The organism is Ramlibacter sp. AN1133 (assembly GCF_037890035.1).
In the GTDB taxonomy this organism is placed as follows: Bacteria; Pseudomonadota; Gammaproteobacteria; order Burkholderiales; family Burkholderiaceae_C; genus Ramlibacter.
Genome location: NZ_JBBKTQ010000006.1, coordinates 176,120 through 196,028, shown reverse-complemented (window position 1 = coordinate 196,028; position 19,909 = coordinate 176,120). Strand labels below are relative to the sequence as shown.

The following is a 19,909-nucleotide window of genomic DNA, read 5'->3' as shown; positions in this document are numbered from 1 at the left end:
GCTAGGGCGCCGCGAGCCCATGCCGCGCCGCCACCAACGACAGCAGCATGCGCGCGCTCGCCTCGTTGGTGGCGCAGGGTACGTCGTGCACGTCGCAGGCGCGCACCAGCGCGTTGATGTCCGGCTCGTGCGGCTGCGGCGTCATCGGGTCGCGCAGGAAGATCACCATGTCGACCAGGCCGGAGGACAGGCGGGCGCCGATCTGCAGGTCGCCGCCCAGCGGGCCGCTGAGCATGCGCTCGACCTCGAGGCCGGTTTCGGCGGCGATGCGGCTGCCCGTGGTGCCGGTCGCGCACAACGCGCACTGGCGCAGCACGGGCGCGAACTCGCGCGCCAGCTCGACGATGGTGGCCTTCTTGCGGTCGTGCGCGATCAGGGCGATGCGGGGTGGGTGGGGTTCAGTGGTGTCCATGCGCTGCTGCGGCCGCCCCGGCGCTCACCGTTCCCACCAGGGTCTCCGTGTCGGGCGCTTCGCGCGGCACTTCGTACAGGTGGAACGGCGGCTGGTCGGGCCTCTTGCGCAGAAGCAAGGGCCGCGCCACGTTGAAGACCGGCACGCCGTTGATGGTGCGCCCTTCCAGCGTGCCGCGGTGCGCATGCCCGTGGAAGACGGCATCGACAGGATAGCGCAGCAGCGGCTCCTCCAGCCGGCTGCTGCCGAGGAAGGGGAAGATGTCCTGCGGCTCGCCCTCGACCGTGCCGCAGATCGGCGAGTAGTGCAGCAGCGCGATGCGCCGCGGCGTGCGCAGCTTCGCCAGCGCCGATTCGAGCTTCATCGCCTCGTGCAGGGCCTCCTGCACGAACATCTTGATGATCGGCTCGCCCCAGGCGCCCAGCGATCCGCGCCCGAAGCCGCCGGCGAAGCCCTTGGTGCCGGCGATGCCGACGCCCTCGATCTCGCAGGCCTCGCCATCGAGCACGCGCACGCCGGCCTTCTTCAGGGTCTCCATCACGATCTCCGGCGTGCCGGATTCGTAGTCGTGGTTGCCCAGCACCGCGACCACGGGGACCTTCAGGCCGCCGAGTTCGTCGGCCAGCACGTGGGCTTCCTCGGCGGTGCCGTAGTCGGTGAGGTCGCCGCACAGCAGCAGTGCATCCGCCGCTTCCGCCGCCTGCGCGAAGAAGGCGCGCAGGCTGCCGGCCGAGTCCTTGGTGACATGGATGTCGCCGACGACGGCGAAGCGCACGGTGCTGGAGGGCTTGCTCATGGACTGCCATGCTGCCGTGCCTGCAGGGCCGTCGGGATCGTCCATCCCTGCGGACGGCTGTAGGCGCGCGCCGACGGTCGATGCGGTACCTTGGCCTGTGCGTCACAGCGTCCCCGCCGAGATGACGGCCCGTACGGGCTGCCTAATCTTTCAGCCATGTGCTCCACCATGCCCCTTGCCCCATCGCTGGAAGAGGAAGTCGCGCCGGACACGGCCGCGTTCTACCGCCGCGCCCTCCAGACGCTCGTGGACGGGGGCGTGCCCTTCCTGGTCGGCGGCGCCTTCGCCCACGCCTGCTTCACCGGCATCCGCCGCTCCACCAAGGACCTCGATCTCTTCATCAAGCGCGCGGACTACGAGCGCGTGGCCGGGCTGATGCGGGGCCAGGGCTGGGAAACGGAGATGACCTATCCGCACTGGCTGGCCAAGGTCTACGCGGGCGAGGACTTCATCGACCTCATCTTCAATTCGGGCAACGGCGTGACGCCGGTGGACGAGCGCTGGTTCCACGACAACGCCGTGGCCGAGATCCTGGGCGTGCCGGTGCGCATCGCCAACATGGAAGACGGCATGCTGTCCAAGGCCTTCATCATGGAGCGCGAGCGCTACGACGGCGCGGATGTCGCCCACCTGCTGCAGGCCAATGCAGAGCGGCTGGACTGGCACGGCCTGCTGCAGCGCTTCGGCGCCAACTGGCGGGTGCTGCTGGCCCACCTGACCCTGTTCGGCTTCATCTACCCCGGCGAACGCCATCGCGTCCCGGCGTGGGTCATGCAGGACCTGATGGGCCGGCTGGCGCGGGAAGTGAAGCAGGGCGCGCTCCTGGACCAGCACGTCTGCGCCGGCACGCTGCTGTCGCGCGAGCAGTACCTGCACGACGTCGAGCAGCTCGGGTACGTGGACGGCCGCCTGACTTCGGCCAGCACCATGACCGACGCCGACGTCGCCACCTGGACGGCCGCCATTCCGGCGCGGCAGGCAGCCGCCGCGGCGGCGAGCCCCGAAGGGCCGCTGGCACCCGGCCACGCCTAGTGTCCTGTCCCGTAAATATCCAGGCTCTCGCTGCCCCGTATCGGGCCGCAGGCAAGGGCGGGCGCGGGTCAAGCCTGGACGGCTTGACCCGTGCACGCAACGCGGCATGCGGCCCGATACGGGGCAGCCCGGAGGGTTCGGCGCAGGCGGGGCCCTCGGCGGTCGTCCAGAATGGGTCCAGCCGGCCAGGCTGGACCCACTCTGGCCAACCACCGATCATCCCCGCCTGCACCGAACGAGAGCCTAGATATTTGCGGGACAGGACACTAGCCCTGCGCTCAGGCCGCCATCACTTGAACACGATGTCGATCGCCACGGTGCCGCCCAGGCTGGGCAGGGTCGAGAACGCGCGGATGTGCGTCGGCGGGGTCTGCCAGATGGTGGCGCCGGCCTTCGGGTTCAGGTTGCCGGCCACGCCCACCTTGTCGATCCCCCAGGCGCCGAGGCCGTCGACCAGGGAGGTGCCGATCACGCAGTTCGGGTTGGTCGCGGTGCCGTTGCAGGGGGTGGTCGCGCCGACCAGCAGGCCGTTCTCGTAGACGATGGTGATCGTCTGGCCTTCGATGATGTTGTCGGTGCCATCGACGGTCCAGCGGTTCTTGTTCTGGACGTACTGGTGCTTGCCGAACGCGATGACCTCGTTCGCTGCCACCGTGACCGTGCCGGTCGCCGTGTTCGCCGACAGCGCGCCGGCGACGTCCTTGACCTGGTAGGTGAAGGAGAAGGCCCCGAGCCCGACCGGCGTGTAGCTGATCATGCCGTTGGTGGGGAGCGGCCTGGGGCCGAGCTGCGCGGGCCAGGTGAGGATCACCGCGTCCTTCACGTCGCCGTTGCCGTCGGGGTCGGTCGAATTGGCGATCAGGTTGACGACGTTCAGCTTGTTCGCCACGGCGCCGACCAGCGTGTTGCCCGCGACGGGCGCGTCGTTGACGGGCACGATGGTGATGGACACCTGCGACTGGTTGGACACCGCGCCGTTGACGCTGACGGTGTAGGCGATGCTGTCCGTTCCGTTGGCGTTGGCGTCCGGGGTGTAGGTCAGGATGCCCGCGGGGCTGACGGTGCCGGTCCCGAGGCGGGCCGGCTGCGCGGTGACGACCACGGTGCCCAGGTTGTTCGCCACCACGTTGCGCAGCGTGGTGACCTGGCCGTTGAGCAGGATCGTGTCGTTGGCCAGCAGGTCCACGGTCAGGCTAGCTCCCGCGGGGCAGGAGCCGGCCGAAGCGGCGGAGCAGTCCTCGTTCAGCGTGAGCGAATCGGAGTTGGCGGTGGGCACGCCCAGCAGCACCGTGGTGCCCGTGTTGGTGTCGGTGTCGCGGCGGCCGGTGCCGCCCCTGGTCGAAACCACCTGCACGACGCCGGGCGGCGCCTGCAGGCCGCTCACCGTGGCGGCATTGCCCACCAGTTCGAGCCCCGTTCCGGCGCCGACCCCGGAGGACTCCCCCGGCGTCGTCGTCGCAGGCCCGAAGCCGGCCAGCATCAGCACCGCCGTGGGGTCGCTGGACGTCGCGGTGACGCTCAGGGTCCCGTTGTTCACGCCGTTGAAGGAAGCCGTCGCCACCGTGATCTCGTCGGTCAGCTTGCGCAGGTAGAACACGGGCACGACCTGGCCGGCGGCGTTCTTCGCGTTGGTGTCGACGATGCAGACATGGCTGGGCGGCAGGCCGCCCGGCTGGCTCTGGCCCCAGTAGTTGTTGCCCGTCGTCAGCATGCTGTGCGCGGGAACGGGCGGGGCGGTGTAGGGGCCGTCGTTGATGGTGACCGCGCCGGTCAGCGGGTCGACGGTGATCGCGCCGCCGCACGGCTGGTCGTAGAAGGCCAGGATCGGCTTGACGGCCGGGGTCTGCGGCTGGCCGGGGATGCGGGCCTGCACGGCCGGCGAGGCCGTGGTGAAGACATCCAGCGCGGTGACCGTGCCGGTCGCATCCGCCTTGTACACCGAGCGGCCGATGCCGACATCGCCTTCGAGCGCGCCGTCCTTCAGGCGGCCGCTGAGGGAGAAGTTGGTTTCACCGTCCAGCGTGTAGAACACCTGGTTGGTGTCCAGCGTGCTCACCTCCAGCCGGAAGGTGTTGTGGTTGCGCACGGTCGTCGTTCCGTCCGTGTTGCGCGCGATGAAGTCCGGCAGCGGGCTGCCGGTGACCGTGCCGACGCGGCCCGGATCCGCGATGTATTTCCGGCCGGTCTGCGGGTCGGCGGTGGGCGCGGCGCCCAGCGCCACGGCCTCGTCGAAGAAGGGGTCGGTGCCGGGAGGCGCGAACCTCAGGTCGGGCATGGGGGGCACTTCGGCGCCGCCGGCGACCGCGGACGGCAGCAGGTAGGGGCCGATCGACGCGCCGAGCGTGCACGTGAAGTCGGCCTGGCATCCGGCGCCGACATCCAGGGTGTCGAAGATGCGGTCGCCGGCCACCTGGTTCTCGTAGGTGGTGTCGGAGTAGGGCGTCACGAAGCGGTAGTGGCCGTCGAAGGGGAGCCCCGTGGTCTGCACGCGCAGGCGGCCGAACGTGATCTGGTCGCCGGGCGCCGCGGGGCCGTTGGCGAACGCCGCTTCCACCGCCACGCGCAGCCGCGCGCGGAAGCCGGTCGCCGCATCGAGCATCGTGTTGTCGGCCACGTAATAGAAGTGCTCGTCGAAGAAGTTGCCCGGGAAGGCCTCCGGGATGACGGCGTCGCCGGGCAGCAGCACGCACCAGCCGCCATCGAGTTCGGCCTGCGTCAGGACGTCGCAGAACTCGAAGGTGATGCCGGTCCTGTCCTGGTACCAGGCTGCGAAGCCGCCGGCGGTGGGAGCGTTGTTGACGGGGCCGACGCGCTCGAAGACGGCGTGTGCGGGCGCGGTGAAGATCGCCAGCAGCGCCGCGGCTGCGATCAGGTTGCGACGTGGCTTCATGGGGGACTCCTTGTGGGAATGAAAACACTCGGTATCGCCGCGCGGCGTTGCGCCACACGGCTTACTACCAATTGCATATTTCACGCCCGCAATAAACACGAAGTAGTTCGCCACCAAGGAAACGCTCGAAGCGCCCAGCCGGCCGAGGGAAAGAGGGTAGGGAATCGACGCACGGGCATTGCCCCACGCTCGGGCGCACCGGTGGGGACGCCGAGGGGGAATTCACCCGTTAGCGGGGGGAATCGTGGGGAATGGCGGGGCGACGCTGGGCGCGCCGACCATGGTTCGCCGAGACCTGTTGGAAAGCGAAACTCAGCCAATCGACCTATCGACGCTAAGGCTTCTGCTAATCAGAACTGTAAAAAAAGGTGATTTGATCGCGCGAGATAAGCGCGTACAAATAGTTTGATCACGCAGGTTCTTCCACCGCGTGGCTGGCGCTCGTTGATCCTGAATTAATCCATGGGTGAAGCACGCAACTCCAGGACGGCGATGCGGCTTCTTCCCATGGCCACTCCTGCGTAGACTCCTCGGGTGCAGCACGGCCCCGCGCCTGCGCTGCGCTCCTCGTCGAAGGCAGGCGGGGCGGGCGTGGTGTCAATGTAGAGGCCTCGGTGTGAAGGATGCGTTAAGGTGCGCATGCCATGCGCGCTGTAGGCCCTTGGCCGTCGCGATCGCATGTCCGGATCCAGCGCGCACCCCACGGCCCGGGTGCGGCACGATGCGGCCCATGACGAGCCGCTTTTCCCCCGCCTTCCGCCTCCTGGCCGCGGCCAACCTCGGGGCCCAGTCCGCGGAGCAGCTGAGCCTTGCCGCGGCGCCGCTGGTGGCCGTGCTGGCGCTCGACGCCGGGGCCGGCGAGGTCGGGCTGCTGGGCGCCATGCAGACGCTGCCCTTCCTGCTGCTGTCGATTCCGATGGGCCTGCTCACCGACCGGATGCCGCGCCGGCGCGTGATGCTGGCTTCCGAGGCCTTGCGCGCGCTGTCCCTGCTGCTGCTGCTCCTGATCGTGGCCTCCGGCCGGATCAGCTTCGCCGCACTGGCCGTGCTGGGATTCATCGGCGCCCTGGGCACGGTCGGCTTCACGGTCGCCGCACCGGCCCTGGTGCCGGCGCTGGTGCCGCGCGAGCTGCACGCGCGCGCCAATGGCCGGCTGGAACTCGCGCGCAGCGCGGCCTACGCCGGCGGGCCCGCGCTCGCCGGTGCCCTGGTGGCGTGGACGGGTGCCGCCTCTGCCTTCGTGCTGGCGACGCTGCTGTCGGCCAGCGCCGTGGCGCTGCTGTGGCGCGTGGCCGAGCCGCCGCGGGCGCCGGCGCCGGCGCGCCATGCGCTGATCGAGATCCGCGAGGGGGCGCGGTTCGTCTGGCACGACGCGCTGTTGCGGCCGATCCTGCTGACGGGGATCGCCTGGAACATCGCTTGGTTCGTGCTGCAGGCGGCCTACGTTCCGTATGCGGTGCGCGTTCTCGGCCTGTCGGCGCAGGCCGTCGGCGTCACGCTGGGCTGCTATGGCGCGGGCATGGTGGTGGGCGCGCTGGCGGCGCCGCCCGTGGTGCGCTCCCTTGCCTTCGGACGCGCGATCCAGCTCGGGCCGGCGGTGTCCGTTCTCGCCATGAGCGCCATGGTGGCGACCCTGCTGGTGCCGAGCGGTGTCCTCGCCGGACTGTCGTTCTTCCTGTTCGGTGCCGGCCCCATCATCTGGACCATCACCACCACGACGCTGCGCCAGGCGATCACGCCCGGCGCGATGCTGGGGCGCGTGGGATCGGTGTTCCTGACCGTGAACGCCGGCGCGCGGCCCGTGGGGGCCGCCATCGGTGCGGTCGTCGGTGGCCTGTGGGGAGAGCCGGCGTGCCTGTGGCTGGCGCTGGCGGGCTTCGTGCTGCAGGCGGCGATCATCCTCGCCTCCAGCATGAACGGCCTGCAGCGCCTGCCGGCCCTCAGGACGGGGTGAGCGGGGGCCTCAGGCCTGGTCGTGGCGCGTCGTCAACGTGATCACCTGCCCCACGCGGGCGAACCACTCGCGCAGTTCTTCCATCTGCGCACGTTCTTGCCGCGTGAGCTCGCCGCCCCCGAGCCGCTCGCCGAGGTAGCCGTTGGCGACCACGGTCTCCACCTGGCCGAGGCGTTCGACAAGGTCGCTCGCGTGCCCCGCCTGCACGTACAGGCTGATGTCGTTCACGAACAGGATGGCGCGCGGCGGCAACTCCTGCCAAGCCGCCGCGATGCGCTGCCGGTTCTGTGCCGCCTTCGCGGCGGCCTCCTCCTCCGAGGCGGACGTGAGCCGGGGCGCGTGCAGCAGCGGCCGCACGTACGCCACGTCGGACGAAGGATCCGCCTCGAGCGTGCCGCCGACGCCCCGCACGCCCCGCTGGCGCGCCACCTCCGGCGGGATCGTCGGCGCCAGGTCGAGGATCGCGATGCGCGCGCCGAGGCCGCGAGTGCACAAGTCCTGCAGGATGCGCCGCGCCAGCGTCGTCTTGCCGGTGTTGACGTCCCCGACGATCAGCAGCCTGCGCCCGAGGGCATCGCCAGCTTCGGCTGGCACCGTCATGCGGCGACCGGCTTGCCCGCCTCGCGCTGGAAGGTCTCCGGCAGCAGCAGCAGCATCAGCACGCCCACGGCGTAGATCCCGCAGGTCACGGCCAGCCCCGACTGCAGGCCGTAGGTCTGGCCGATTACGCCCATGGTGAACGGCGCGGCGATGGAGCCGATGCGGCCCATGTTCCAGCAGAAGCCCCCGGCATACGCGCGCAGGTGCGGCGGGAACAGCTCGGCGTAGTAGGCGCCCAGGATGCCGCCCGCGCCGCACAGGCCGAATCCCACCACCGCGCCCCACCAGAACAGGAAGGCCGGATCGCGCACCGCGATGTACACGCCGATGGAGACCGCGCAGGTCGCGAAGGCGGCCATCATCGAGCGGCGTCGGCCTGCGGCGTCGGCCAGCCAGCCGAAGAACTGGAAGCCGATGAACATGCCCACGTACTGCACGAACTGGAAGTAGAGCATCGTCGACAGGTCCACGCCGCGTTCCTTGGTGAGGAACGTGGGGATCCAGAACGCCGCGCCCCAGAACCCGGCGAGGTTCACGACGCTGACCAGCGTGGCCGCGAGCGTGATCGGTGCGATGCCGGGCGCGAAGATCGCGCCGACGCCCACCCGCGCTGGCGGCTTCGCGCCGTTGGCGGCGGCATCGGCGGAAGAAGGCGCGCCATCCCGCGGGATCAGGTACCAGGCCAGCACCGCCGCCGGGATCGACAGCGCACCGCCCACGAACAGCCACTGCCAGTGCGTGCCGAGCACCACGCGGCCCACCGCCGCGGCGACGGCCGCGCCGATGGCGAAGCTGCTGAAGACGAACGAGGCGGCGCGGGCGCGATGCTCCGCCGGCCAGTGCTGCGCGATGAGCGCCGCGCACGGCCCCCACACGCCGCCGATGGCCAGCCCCGTGACGAAGCGCAGCACCATCCACCCGCCCCAGGACTGCGGCGCGTACACGGCCGCCATGCCGATGCCCAGCCAGACGAGCGCGGCCACCAGCGCCAGCCGCCGGCCGAAGTTCTCCGCGATCAGGCCGAAGGCGACGCCGCCCGCCATGGCGCCCAGGGCGGTGGCCGTGCCGAGCAGGCCGGCCTCGGGCAGCGACATGCCGAGCAGCTTGAGCAGCACGGGAAGCGCCAGCGCGAGAACCGTCAGGTCGTAGCTGTCGAACAGGTAGGCGACGAAGGTCGCCCACAGCACGCGCCAGCGATGCACGCTCGCGCTCATCGCACCGACCCTCCGCAGGCGGCGCTCACGTGGCTACGATGGCTCATCCCCGGTCCCTCTTCCTCTGCAACGACGACATCCCGGAAGGATACCGTGCGCGCGGGGCGCGCCGCCCGGGGGTGGCCCGGCGAAGCGGTGCCGCGGCTGCCTTCGAAGTGTCTACGCGCCGAGCTCCCGCACGAACGACAGCCGCTGCGAGGGCGCGAAGCCCACGCCCTGGAAGAACCCGAGCAGTTCGAGGTCCGCGACCCGCGCGATCGTCTCCACCCGTTCCACCTGCAGCTGCGATACGTTGTCGAACAGCTGCGCGAGCAGCGCGCGGCCGATGCCGCGGCGCGCGTATTCCGGGTCGACGCCGATCGTGTCGAGCACGGCCACCGGATCCGTGCGGCCGAAGTCGCCGACGTCGGCGCGGGCCATGACGAAGCCAACGATCGCGCCGTCCAGGCGGCCGACCAGCGAGACGCGCGTGCGCGACGCCTCCATGGCCTCGGCCAGCAGGGCCTCGATGTGGCCCCTGCGGTCGCGGCCGGTGACGGCGCGATCGATGCGCAGGATCTCGTTCAGGTCCCCGGGCGCCATCGGCCGGATCTCGACCTGGCCGCTGGCCATGCGCTCGTGGTCGTTGGCCTCGCCCCGGCCGAAGTCGGTTTCGTGTCCCGGGCCGTGGCCTGCGGGCAGCGTGATGGCCGGGTCGTCCGAGGGCCGCGGCTGGTCCACGCCCAGGCACAGCACGATTTCGGGCGCCAGCCGAAAGCCCATCGCATGCAGCCACCCGAGCATCTGCGCGTTGCGCCAGTGCGCGCCGGTGCGCAGCGTGGCGATGGCATGCCGCCCCGCCCACTGGGCCAGCACGTCGAAGAGCTGCTTGCCGGCGCCGCTGCGCTGGGCATCGGGACGCACGCCGACCAGCTCCAGCCGCAGCGATGCCTTGCTGCGGCCGAACTCCCCGACCAGCACCCGCGCGAGGATGTAGCCCACCAGGCCGCTGCTGTCGCAGGCGGCGAACTGCGCGTGCAGCGCCGGTTCGCGCAGGGCCGCGGCCAGGCGGCGCTCCACGTACGTGCGCCGCGATTGCCCCTCGATCGAGGTGTCGATCGCGATCACGGCCGGCAGGTCCTCGCGGGCGAGCGGGCGAATGGTCAGGGCCTGGTCGACGGTGTCGCTGGTCATCTGGGCTCCTCGGCTGTGCGGATGGTGACGCGCAGCGTAGCCACCCTCGCGCGACGCGGGATTGCGCCAGCTCAAAGCGGGGTGCTTAGGCAATCTGCCTAGAGCCGGATGCCGTCGCGCGGAACCATCCCCCGGCAGGATTGACTCGCCGCTTCGGCGGGCCGTCAAATACGCCCGCCCCACGAGCGCACGCCGACAGTGCGCCAACGGCCTGTCCGGAGGTGGAATCATGTCCTTCACAGCAGCCGCCGATGCGGGACTCATCGGCCACAACCGCGGCTTCGGCGCGGCGCTGGAATTCGCGCGCAAGGCCGCGCGCCACGCCTGTCCGCTCCTGATCGTGGGCGAGACGGGGACCGGCAAGGACGAGGTCGCGCGCCTCGTGCACGCGCTGAGCCCCCGCGCGGACGGCCCCTTTGTCAGCCTGAACTGCGCGGCGCTGCCCGACACCCTGATCGAAAGCGAGCTGTTCGGCTACGAGCGCGGCGCCTTCACCGGCGCCGGCCGCTCCTACCCGGGGCGTTTCATGGCGGCGGATCACGGCACGCTGTTCCTCGACGAGCTCGGCGACCTGCCGCTCGCGTCGCAGGCCAAGCTGCTGCGCGCCATCGAGCACGGCGAGATCACGCCGCTGGGCAGCACGCGCGCGCGCAAGGTCGACCTGCGCATCGTCGCCGCCACGCACCAGCCGCTGGAACGCATGGTGCGCGAGCAGCGCTTCCGGCAGGACCTGTTCTACCGCCTCAACGTCGCGCGCGTGCACCTGCCGCCGCTGCGCAACCGGCGCGACGACATCCTGGAACTGGCGGCGCATTTCATGGCGCCGCTGCGGCAGACGCAGGAGGGCGCGCGCGTCGGCTGGTTCGATGCCTCCGCGCTCAACCGGCTGCTCACGCACGTCTGGCCGGGCAACGTGCGCGAGCTGCGCAACGTGATCGAGGCGATCTTCATCGACCCGCCCGACGGTCCGATCACCGAGCGCTGCCTGCCCGCCTACCTCACGCACGCGCAGGGCTGGGAGGACGACGGGGGCGAAGACGCGGGCGAGCCCGGCATCGACGAGCGCCAGCGCATCCTCGACAGCCTCTGCGCCACCCACTGGAACAAGTCCGCGGCCGCGCGCCAGCTGCGCTGGTCGCGCGTCACCCTGTACCGCAAGATGGCCAAGCACGAGATCACCCGGGGCACGGTGGCCGAGTGAGCACGGCCGCGGGCCTCAGGGATCTTCCATGCCGGCGATCGGCCCGAACGTCGCCTCGTATTCGAGGATGCTGCGATCCAGCAGGCCCAGGAACAGCTTCGCATACGCCGGCGCGGTCACGATGCGCGTGTGGGCGATCGCCACCTCGTCGGCGCTGTCGTAGTTCTGCGCGAAATCCAGCAGGAACTCGAAGGCGTTGAAGCCCACTTCGAAGTGGTTGGCGTAGGCCGCCGGCTCGGGCGACGCCTTGGGAGCGGGCGTCGCCCCGGCCGCGGGCGCCGGGGGCGGTTCGGGCGCGGGCATGGTTCAGGCGATGGCGGGCCCGCCTGCCCGGCCGGACGACGGGATCATCCCCGGCAAGGCTCCTGCCGGCGGTGCCGGCGTGGCGGCCGCGGCGGCGGGCGCGCACGGGGTCTCGCAGTACTCGAAGTGGTGCGGGTCGGTCGGGCTGAAGTCCGCGCCCCAGTGAAAGTGGAAAGCCTCGAACAGTGCCACGAGGCGCGGGTCCATGCTCCCGAATTGCCGGCCGGCCGCGTTGTCCACGTTCTCCGGGTAGTTCATGTCGACCGCGATCCCGAGCGCGTGGTCGGACATCGTGCGGGCGCTGACGGTCGCCGCGCGGATGACGGCGGCGCGCGACGCCGGGCTGGCGTCGTTGTTGATGCGGTCGACGGTCTGCTGCGTGGGCGCCGAGAACGGCCGCACGGCGATCGTGTTGCCGCTGGCGTCGACGATCCGGGGGTTGTGCTTGATCCCGCGGAAGACGGCGGAGCCGCTCGTCTGGTACAGGAGATCGTTCCATCCCAGCTCGCGGATGGCGCGGAACACCGCCGTGAAGACCGGGTGCAGCTGCGACAGCAGCGTGAGCCTGCGGATGGTGCGCCCGCCGTCCCGCAGCGGAAGGTCCGACGCCAGCTCCAGGCCCTGGAGGCCGAGCGCAGCCAGCGCGCCGGCGGGCGGGTTGGCGCCGACGTCGTCGCGCAGCGCTTCGGCGTTGCGCAGCCCGGAGAGCGTCACCTGCGCCGCGTTCGTGGCCATGCGCGGATGCTGGGCATCCACCGCCGCGAGGCGCTGGCTCCAGGCGGTCTGGAACGCCGCACGCATCGCGGCGGTGCTGATGTGCGCCGGCACGGTGAGCAGGCTCGCATACAGGGGCAATCCCGGTTGCGCGGCATGGATCTCCGAATCCCACTGGCGGCCCGCGAGGCCCGCCCGCCAGGACCGGTAGCGGCCGTTCCAGTCCGCGGCCGGCAGCACCGTATCGATGAAGCCCAGGCGCATGACCAGTTGCCGCACCTCCGCGCTGATCGCGGGGATCGGGTTCGGCACCGCGATGACGAAGTCGGGCGCGGGCGGCAGCCACCAGCGCGTGCCGGTCGCGTTGTGGATCGCCTGGCGGACGTCCGCCATCATCGCCCACCCCAGGCATTCGAGCACGAAGGCCTCCACCGCCGACGGCGCGCGCCGCGCGAGTTCGCGGAAGTGCCCGGGGATGTGCAGGAGCAGGCGCTGCACCAGCATGCCGTTGGCGGCATTGCCGGCCCGCCCGATGAACGCGGGCGACCAGCGCAGGCGCGAGAACAGTTCGCCGAGCGCGCTGGCACCGAAGGCGGCGGCGATCGGCACCAGGCCCGCGCGCACGATGCGGCCCCGCTGCGCGGCATTCAGTCCCGCCGCGGTCAATGCGGTGTCGATCGCCGCCGCGGTGTTGGTTGTCGGCGCGGGCAGGAAGGACGCCGGCACGACGGTGAACGCCGCGGGCGCCGTGTTGAAGGTGCCCTGCCGCGGCACGAAGGCACGGCCGCCGGCGGGCAGGTAGGCCTGCGGCGGCACCTGCAGCGCCCACGCCTCGTCGTCTTCCAGCGCCACCGCGCTCACGCCCTCGGCCTTCAGCAGCTTGCGCAGGGGCTTGTAGTGCCCGTAGACGTGGGTGGTCTTCACCGGCGCCCAGCCGGCATCCGCCGCCTGCAGGTCCTTGCTGCGCTCCAGCCGCCAGCCCTTGAAGTTGGCCTCTCCTGCCTTCGCATCCGGCACCAGCCGCCAGTACGCCACCGCCGGCCCGATGTCGCGCGGGTCGGACGAGCGCGATTCGGCCGTGCAGAAGACGATGCGGTCGCCGCGCCGCTCGGCCCACGCGAGGATGCGGATGTGCCCGGACAGCCACATGGTGTCGCCGCCGCACAGCTGGGTGGGATCGGTCACGCGCTCGAAGGGGCCCTGGCCGCCCTTGAGCGCCGCGGAGTTGGTGCTGTGCGGCGCGGCGATGCGGTCGGCCGCCGTGGCGTCCTTGAACAGCGCGACCAGCCGGTTGATCGCCTGCGAGACGAAGCCGGAGCAGTCGATGCCCAGGCCGTAGTGCTGGAGGAAGGCCCGCAGCGTGTCCGGCGTGGCGTTGCCGCCGACCACCGGGTCCGTCAGCAGCAGGCCCTTGGCGTCGGCCGCCTGCAGCAGCTCGCACAGCATGTCGGTGGTGGGCTTGCCGATGCGGGCATTGAGGAAGCGCTTCTCGTTGATCAGGGCCCGCAGGGCGGCCGGCGCGGCGGCGCGGTGCTGCTCGGCGAGCTGCGCCCGCTCCTTGCTCGCCTTGGCGGACTTGTCGTTCACGTTGATGTAGTAGGGCGGGTGCACCTTCACGGTCTGCGTGCCGACGCGCACGGGGATGGCCCGCCAGCCGGCCAGGAAGTCCTCCACCGTGCTGCGGATGCGCGGGTCCCAGGTGCTGCCGTAGCCGAGCGCGCCGGCGAGCAGGCCCAGGCCCAGCGGGTCTTCGCTGGCCAGGGCCTGCGCCTTGGCGCTCGCCGTCCGGCCGGCGCGATCGAGCGTGTAGCGCGGCGTCGGGATCGGGCCCTCGGCGGCGATCAGCGTGCAGAGATCGGGATCCTTCAGCACGTCGGCGACACGCCGCGCCGCGCCGTCGACCTTCATCGTGGGCCACACCAGGCGCACGCCGTGGCTGTAGTCGACGAAGCTCGGCTCGTGCGCGAACGAGGGCCAGCCGCGCATCGGCTCGCCGTTGTTGCGCGGCGCCTGGATCGGCACGCCCGCGGCGGTGAAGGCGCCGTAGAACGCGAGCATCGGCGCCGGCTTGCTCTCGCCGGTCGTCTTGTTCCGGCGCTGCTTGACGTAGCCGTTGCTGATCACGATCTCCTTCTTGTGGCCCGCCGTCAGGATGGTGGGCGGCCGCCGCAGCTGCGCGTCGATCTTGCGGCTGTGCCCCAGGTATTCGCTGCTGGCGTCCTGCAGGTGCGCGCGCGGCGTGCCCGCGTAGTTGCCCGGGATGAACGCGAGCTTGGTGGGCGCTGCCTGGTAGATCTGCTCCACCATCCGCGCCGTGGGCAGCAGGCAGTCGAAGGCATCGGCCACGCGCTGCGCGGTCACGGGGTCCATCGGGATGCGCACGGCGTCGCTCTCGGTGCCGATGGAAAGCACGTCCGGCGTCACGTAGTACTCGAACTCGTGGCTGGCGCCGGACCTGGCCTTGCCGCTGGAGCGCACCGTGTGGAAGACCAGCAGCGAGGGCGGGACGTTGCCGCCCTGCAGCTGCTCGAAGATGCGGTTCTCGCGCTCCACGCCTTTCCGGTCGCCGAGGCTGGCGATGAAGGCCGAGCCGGTGGGCGCGCCGGCCGGGCGCTCCATGCGCTTTTCCGGCATCGTCACGTCCTGGGCCTCGGCGTCCCAGTCCTGCGCCTGCGCGCCTTCGGCCTCGACGACGTCTTCGTCCCAGGCCTCGTAGGAATGGGCGCGCGCGCTCGCCGCCGGCAGGTCGCGCGCGTCGGGCGAGAGGTCGTTGCCGGCATCGGCCAGCAGGCGGCCGCCGCACACCGGCGGCACGCGGCCGTGATAGACCTTCTTCGGATCGGCCACCTTCTGCGCGCGGTAGTGCCTGTGCAGCAGGGCGCGCACGTCCTCGGGCGTCCCCAGCCGGTCGCGCATGAACGCCTCGGTGGCGATGGCCGCCGGCGCGGTGCCGGTGCCGTCGATGAAGACCATGCGCAGGTGCGAGCCGTCGTTTTGCATGTAGCGCTGTCGCGCCTCCTCGCCGCTCAGCTTCGCCAGCGCGGTGGCGTCGCGGTCCATCGCCTTGGCCAGCCAGCCGCCAGGGGCGGTGAGGATGTCCGCGCCGCCGTAGGTCGCGTCGAAATACTGGCAGCCATGCAGCAGGCGGCCGTAGTCCTTCAGCGTGGCGAGCAGCTTGCTCAGCGCGGCACCGCCGCCGGAGTGGCAGGTCAGCACCAGCCGGCCGCGGGTCGGCTGGCCGCCGTGCACCTTGGCGAAGGCCTGCAGGGCCTCGTCGACGAAGGCGTCCAGCTGCGCCTGGGTGGCGATCTGCGGGAAGGTGAAGCCGTCGCCCGCGCGCGTCTTCGCCTTCGTCTTCTTGTCCACCTGGTACCACTCGTGGGGGACGCCGTGCGGCACCAGGCCGAGGGTGGGCCGGCCCACGCCCGGTGCGCGCAGGTCGAGGCCGCTGTCGGCAGCCTTGCTCGCCAGCTTCATCGCGTTGCGGCCGCTGTAGCCGTGGAAGTGGATGACGACGTCCACCGGGCCCTTGTAGCTGGAAGGCAGGCGCGCCCAGCGCATCATGCAGTTGTCGCCATTGAGGTCGTAGCTGAAGCGCTTGTCGCGCGGGACCGCCAGCGACGGCAGGTGCACGAGCTGCTCGCCGTCGTCGTCGTGCACGTCGAAGGCGCTGACCTCGGGGCCGGTCTCGGCGCCGAACACGAGGGCGCTGGCGGGGGTGGCGAGGACCAGGGTGGATGGCTGCTGCTGCTGGCGCATGGCGATCTCCTTGCGAGGCGTTCAGGCCGCGGCCGCGGGCGCCTTCGCGCCCTCGCCGCCGTGGCTGTTGATCGGGGTGTTGGCCACCGGGTTGGGCGTGTTGCCCATGATCATCGACATGAGTTCGGGCTTGGCGAAGCGCTCCATCGGGAAGTAGTCGCTCTTGAACTTCAGGTCGACCTCGCCCGTGAGGTCGGCGTGCACGTCGATGGCGTCGCTGCTGTTGGCCTTCTTCGAGGACACGTAGGCCACGCTGGTGGTCGCCTCGCCGCCGGGGCCGCCGAAGAAGCCGGCGATGCCGCCGCCGAAGTGCACCGTGCTCTGGTGGCGGGCGTCGAACTGGCTGGCGCTCTCGGCCTGCCCGAGGTCCTGCGCGTTGATCTGGAAGCCCATGCGGGCGTAGATGCGGCCGCTGGTGATGACGATGCGGTTGATGCCCATGAGCATCATCGTGGAGAGCATCTGGTGGCGGCTCTTGGCCAGGTAGCGGCGCGCCGCCGGCACCAGTTTCTCCTCCGCCGCCTCGTCGGAGAGATCCACGTCCTCCTCCAGTCCGAGCGTGGCGCGGAAGTCCGGCTTGCCGGCGCCGTCGGCGCCGTCGCGCACCGCCATCTTCGGCCGCTCGCCGCTGGTATCGACCTTGAAGTGGCTCGGATAAGCACCGGCCAGCCAGTCGCGCGCGTTGTTGTCGCTGATGTTGTCGGCCATGAACTGGTCCACCGTCTTGGCGACGTTGGACAGCAGGTTCCCGTAGGCCTCCATCTGCTGGATGCTGGCGTTGACGATCGCCTGGAAGGTGCCCTTGATCAGGTCGGCCACGAAGGTGGGGAAGGCGATCGCGTTGAGCGTGTCGCGCGTGATGCGGCCCACCTGGTTGGCCGCGCGCGCTTCGAAGTGTTCCTGCTGCACCGGGGGCGGACCGCGCATCGCTTCGGCGGCGGCCAGCGCCGTCGGCGCGGCTTGCTGCGGGACGGCCAGCGTGGCGCGCTGGTGCAGCACCGGCGTCTGGCCGAGCCGCTTGGATTGCGCCCATTCCTCGTGCACCAGGGCGGCGGTGTAGGCGGCGATCTTTTCCAGGTCGCGGCCCATGAGCTCGCGGCGCTCGCCCGGCAGGTCGTGGAACGCGGGGCTGGATTCCAGCAGCGCGCGCACCTGGGCATGCACCAGGCGCGAGACGGGCGGGGTGATGCACATGCCCTGGGCCAGCGGCGCCGTGTCGAACGGGCCCGGCAGGCTGGGCGCGACGGCGTTCAGTGAACGGTCCATGGCAGTCCTTTCGCGGCGACGGCAAGGCCGTGCGCCGCCGCATCCTCGGCCTGGGGTTCGGGCTCGGGCTCGGGTCCGGGCTTCGTGGCGCCGCCCTTGCCGGCGGTCTTGCCGGCCTTGTCGTCGGCGGGCTTGCCCTCGGCCTTGTCCTTCGGCTTGCCCTTCGTCCCGTCCTCGGGCTTGCCCTCGTCCTTCGGCTTCGCTTCGCCCTTGGCGTCTTCCTTGGGCGCTTGCGGCTGCGGCACCGGATCGTTCGCGCCCGGATCGAGCGTGCCCTTGCCGATCGGGGCGACGGGCAGCGCGGGTGCGGCGGGCAAGGGTGAACCGACCGGCGTCATCGTCGGCGGCGCTTCGCGCTTGCGCCGCACCGGGGCGGGCGGCGGCGGCGGCGCGCCCACGGTGGGCGGCGCGAAGGTCGGCGGCGGATTCGCCTCGGGCACGGCGGTGTTGCCGGAGATCGTGCGCAGCGTGCCGGCCGTCGCGAAGCGTTCCACCGGGAAGTAGTCGCTCTTGAAGTGCAGCTCCACCTCGCCCGTGAGGTCCGTGCTGGTGTTGATCTCGGCGTCGCTGCCGGCGCGCTTGCTGCTCACGTACGCCAGCGAGGCCGAGGCCTCCACGCCCCACACCAGCGCGTTGTAGTGGCCGCGCATCGCCATGCGCGCGTCGACGTCCTCCGCCGTGCGCTCGAACGCGCTGTCGCTGGTGTCGATGTGGAAGGCCATCGTCGCGCGGATCTTTCCGGCGGTGACCACGATGCGGTTGATCCCCATCAGCACCATGGTCGAGAGCATCTGCAGCCGCGTCTCGGCCAGGCGGCGGCGCGCCGCCGGCAGCAGCGTCTCCTCGATGGACGATTCGTCCAGGCTCGCGCTGGTGTGCAGCTCGCTCTCGAAGTTCGGCGGCGGCAGTTCGTCCGCGTTGTCGCGCGGCACCGCCTTGCCGTTCTTCATCGTCAGGTGCTTGGGGTAAGTCTGCGCCAGCCAGCCGTGGGCCTGTTCGTCGGTGACGTTGTCCTCCATGTACTGGTCCACCGTCTTCGACACGTTCGACAGCAGCCGGCCGAAGGCCTCCATCTGCTTGATGTTGGTCTGGAAGATCGCGTCGAAGGTGCCCCGGATCAGGTCGGCGACGAAGGTCGGGAAGGCGATGGCGCGCAGGGTCTGCTGCGTCACGTTGCCGATCTGGCTGGCGGCGCGCGGCGCGAAGTCGTTGGCCTGGGCGGCCGCCAGCGCCGGGTGCTGCTGCGCGGGCGTCGGTGCCGCCGCCAGCGGCCGGCTGGTGCGCGTCTCCTTCAGCACGGGCGTCTGGCCGAGCCGCTCCGACTGCCAGTAGATGTCGCGCAGGCACTCGGCGGCATAGGCCGCCACGCGCACCAGCTTGTCCTCGAGGCCGCGGCGCTCGTCGTCGGCGAGCTGGTGGTACGAGGGCGTGGCCTCCAGCAGGCTCGCGACCTGCGAGCGCACCAGGCTCTCGGTGGCCGGCGTGGGCAGGATCCCGTTCGGGTCGGGCGGCGTGGCGAAGGCGCCGCTGAGCGTCGTGCTGGGTGGGGCATGGACCTGGCGCAGCGGCGCCGGGCGCAGCGCAAGCTCGCGCGCCGGGCGGGCGAGCAAGGCGGTCGTCATGCGACCTCCTCCGCCCACCTGTCCTGTGGCAAGGCATCGTCCGCCAGGGCGCCCGCCGGCGGCTCGCGGATCCCGAACGCGGTGTCCGGCACGCCGATGGTGGAGGAGGCCGGCGGCAGCAGCTGCACCTGCGGCACCGGCAGGCCGCTGGCGACCAGCCAGCGTACCGCCGCCTGCACGGTGTCCGCGTCCGGCAGCGCCGATGCGGTGGCGGGCAGGGCGCGCAGCAGCGCCTGGCCGGCAGCGCCGCGCCGCGCGGCGGCATCGCGTTGCGCGGCGCCCTGTTCGGGCAGCAGCTTGGTGAGCGACTCCCACGGCGAGCGGGCGAGCAGCGCGCGCATCAGGCCGGCGTCGCCGAGGATCTCGAAGGCCTGCAGCGAACGCGCGTGGATGCGGCGTGCGCACTGCACCAGCCAGCCGGCCGGTTGCGCGGCGACCAGCGCCAGCAGGTCCCGCGCGGCCGCCTGCCAGACGGCCTGCGTCGCCAGGCCCGGCTGGCCGCCCAGGCGGCTGCGTTCGAGGTCCGCCCGCACGGCGGCGGTGGCCAGGCGCAGCAGGCGCTGCATGAAATCCAGCCGGGCGTCGTCGGCGCGGCCGCCGCCGAGCCCGAACAGGCGGCCGAAGATCAGCGCCCGCTCGGCGCGGGAAGGATGGTCGCGCGCCGACAGCGCGAAGCGTTCCAGCCGGCCGGCCGTGCCGCGGTCCTGCAGCGACAGGGTGTAGCGCTGGTCGGCGAGCGCTTCCACCGCCGGCTGCACGCCGGCTTCTTCCAGCTCCGCGTGCAGGTACAGCGCCGCGTACGCCGCCAGCACGTCGGCGCCCGGCATGGCGGCGGGACCGGCGGGCAGCGGCGGCAAGGCCAGGCGCAGCGGGTCGTCCACCGCGGCCATCGCCCGCACGCGCGTCGCCAGCCCGGCCTGCGCGGTGCGCAGGGCGAGGGAGAGCACGTCGAGGGCGCTGCGCATGGCGGGCC

14 protein-coding genes are annotated in these 19,909 nt (G+C 71.5%); 3 read left to right on the top strand and 11 right to left on the bottom strand.

Going from position 1 to position 19,909, the window contains the following annotated elements:
• Window position 1: 1 nt before the first annotated feature.
• Window positions 2–412 (bottom strand): methylglyoxal synthase, encoded by a 411-nt coding sequence (locus WG923_RS10635; protein WP_340350930.1) that lies wholly within the window; start codon window positions 410–412, stop codon window positions 2–4.
• Window positions 399–1,208 (bottom strand): metallophosphoesterase family protein, encoded by an 810-nt coding sequence (locus tag WG923_RS10630; RefSeq protein WP_340350929.1) that lies wholly within the window; start codon window positions 1,206–1,208, stop codon window positions 399–401. The genes WG923_RS10635 and WG923_RS10630 overlap by 14 nt, the downstream gene beginning before the upstream one ends.
• 168 nt (window positions 1,209–1,376) lie before the next feature.
• Between WG923_RS10630 and WG923_RS10625 the strand changes: the two genes are divergently transcribed.
• Window positions 1,377–2,240, top strand: coding sequence for a nucleotidyltransferase (locus tag WG923_RS10625; protein ID WP_340350928.1), 864 nt, complete (start codon window positions 1,377–1,379; stop codon window positions 2,238–2,240).
• Between the two features lie 289 nt (window positions 2,241–2,529).
• Here WG923_RS10625 and WG923_RS10620 read toward each other — a convergent pair whose 3' ends face one another.
• Window positions 2,530–5,130 (bottom strand): Ig-like domain-containing protein, encoded by a 2,601-nt coding sequence (locus tag WG923_RS10620; RefSeq protein WP_340350927.1) that lies wholly within the window; start codon window positions 5,128–5,130, stop codon window positions 2,530–2,532.
• A gap of 730 nt (window positions 5,131–5,860) precedes the next feature.
• On the opposite strand from WG923_RS10620, the gene WG923_RS10615 reads away from it, so the two are divergent.
• A complete protein-coding gene (locus WG923_RS10615; RefSeq protein WP_340350926.1) occupies window positions 5,861–7,084 on the top strand; it encodes an MFS transporter in 1,224 nt (407 codons plus the stop codon).
• 9 nt (window positions 7,085–7,093) lie between these two features.
• Here WG923_RS10615 and WG923_RS10610 read toward each other — a convergent pair whose 3' ends face one another.
• The 3 genes from WG923_RS10610 to WG923_RS10600 form a co-directional block, all read right to left on the bottom strand.
• Window positions 7,094–7,684, bottom strand: a complete 591-nt coding sequence (locus tag WG923_RS10610; RefSeq protein WP_340350925.1) for a hypothetical protein — start codon at window positions 7,682–7,684, stop codon at window positions 7,094–7,096.
• Window positions 7,681–8,898, bottom strand: coding sequence for an MFS transporter (locus WG923_RS10605; RefSeq protein WP_340350924.1), 1,218 nt, complete (start codon window positions 8,896–8,898; stop codon window positions 7,681–7,683). The genes WG923_RS10610 and WG923_RS10605 overlap by 4 nt, the downstream gene beginning before the upstream one ends.
• A gap of 159 nt (window positions 8,899–9,057) precedes the next feature.
• A complete protein-coding gene (locus WG923_RS10600) occupies window positions 9,058–10,071 on the bottom strand; it encodes a GNAT family N-acetyltransferase (RefSeq protein WP_340350923.1) in 1,014 nt (337 codons plus the stop codon).
• 229 nt (window positions 10,072–10,300) lie between these two features.
• Here WG923_RS10600 and WG923_RS10595 point away from each other — a divergent pair, with 229 nt between their 5' ends.
• Window positions 10,301–11,272: a sigma-54 interaction domain-containing protein gene (locus WG923_RS10595; protein WP_340350922.1), complete on the top strand. Its 972-nt coding sequence runs from the start codon at window positions 10,301–10,303 to the stop codon at window positions 11,270–11,272.
• 15 nt (window positions 11,273–11,287) lie between these two features.
• Here the strand turns inward: WG923_RS10595 and WG923_RS10590 are convergent, their stop codons facing one another.
• Genes WG923_RS10590 through WG923_RS10570 form a run of 5 tightly spaced genes read right to left on the bottom strand, consistent with a single transcriptional unit; the run spans window position 11,288 to window position 19,901 of the window.
• Window positions 11,288–11,575, bottom strand: a complete 288-nt coding sequence (locus tag WG923_RS10590) for a DUF3467 domain-containing protein (RefSeq protein ID WP_340350921.1) — start codon at window positions 11,573–11,575, stop codon at window positions 11,288–11,290.
• 3 nt (window positions 11,576–11,578) lie between these two features.
• On the bottom strand, window positions 11,579–16,048 hold the full coding sequence (locus tag WG923_RS10585; RefSeq protein WP_340350920.1) for a M15 family metallopeptidase: 4,470 nt from the start codon (window positions 16,046–16,048) through the stop codon (window positions 11,579–11,581).
• Window positions 16,049–16,069: 21 nt separating this feature from the next.
• A complete protein-coding gene (locus tag WG923_RS10580; RefSeq protein WP_340350919.1) occupies window positions 16,070–17,314 on the bottom strand; it encodes a hypothetical protein in 1,245 nt (414 codons plus the stop codon).
• Complete coding sequence (locus WG923_RS10575) at window positions 17,299–18,936, bottom strand: hypothetical protein (RefSeq protein ID WP_340350918.1); 1,638 nt, start codon at window positions 18,934–18,936, stop codon at window positions 17,299–17,301. The genes WG923_RS10580 and WG923_RS10575 overlap by 16 nt, the downstream gene beginning before the upstream one ends.
• Complete coding sequence (locus tag WG923_RS10570; protein WP_340350917.1) at window positions 18,933–19,901, bottom strand: hypothetical protein; 969 nt, start codon at window positions 19,899–19,901, stop codon at window positions 18,933–18,935. Before WG923_RS10570 ends, WG923_RS10575 begins: the two co-directional genes overlap by 4 nt.
• Window positions 19,902–19,909: the final 8 nt, after the last annotated feature.

Bases quoted from the DNA above. Each gene is read 5' to 3' on its own strand.
- WG923_RS10575 (WP_340350918.1), bottom strand. From the start codon at position 18,936: ATGACGACCGCCTTGCTCGCCCGCCCGGCGCGCGAGCTTGCGCTGCGC.
- WG923_RS10600 (WP_340350923.1), bottom strand. From the start codon at position 10,071: ATGACCAGCGACACCGTCGACCAGGCCCTGACCATTCGCCCGCTCGCC.
- WG923_RS10610 (WP_340350925.1), bottom strand. From the start codon at position 7,684: ATGACGGTGCCAGCCGAAGCTGGCGATGCCCTCGGGCGCAGGCTGCTG.
- WG923_RS10625 (WP_340350928.1), top strand. From the start codon at position 1,377: ATGCCCCTTGCCCCATCGCTGGAAGAGGAAGTCGCGCCGGACACGGCC.
- WG923_RS10595 (WP_340350922.1), top strand. From the start codon at position 10,301: ATGTCCTTCACAGCAGCCGCCGATGCGGGACTCATCGGCCACAACCGC.
- WG923_RS10605 (WP_340350924.1), bottom strand. From the start codon at position 8,898: ATGAGCGCGAGCGTGCATCGCTGGCGCGTGCTGTGGGCGACCTTCGTC.
- WG923_RS10620 (WP_340350927.1), bottom strand. From the start codon at position 5,130: ATGAAGCCACGTCGCAACCTGATCGCAGCCGCGGCGCTGCTGGCGATC.
- WG923_RS10590 (WP_340350921.1), bottom strand. From the start codon at position 11,575: ATGCCCGCGCCCGAACCGCCCCCGGCGCCCGCGGCCGGGGCGACGCCC.
- WG923_RS10585 (WP_340350920.1), bottom strand. From the start codon at position 16,048: ATGCGCCAGCAGCAGCAGCCATCCACCCTGGTCCTCGCCACCCCCGCC.
- WG923_RS10580 (WP_340350919.1), bottom strand. From the start codon at position 17,314: ATGGACCGTTCACTGAACGCCGTCGCGCCCAGCCTGCCGGGCCCGTTC.
- WG923_RS10635 (WP_340350930.1), bottom strand. From the start codon at position 412: ATGGACACCACTGAACCCCACCCACCCCGCATCGCCCTGATCGCGCAC.
- WG923_RS10570 (WP_340350917.1), bottom strand. From the start codon at position 19,901: ATGCGCAGCGCCCTCGACGTGCTCTCCCTCGCCCTGCGCACCGCGCAG.
- WG923_RS10630 (WP_340350929.1), bottom strand. From the start codon at position 1,208: ATGAGCAAGCCCTCCAGCACCGTGCGCTTCGCCGTCGTCGGCGACATC.
- WG923_RS10615 (WP_340350926.1), top strand. From the start codon at position 5,861: ATGACGAGCCGCTTTTCCCCCGCCTTCCGCCTCCTGGCCGCGGCCAAC.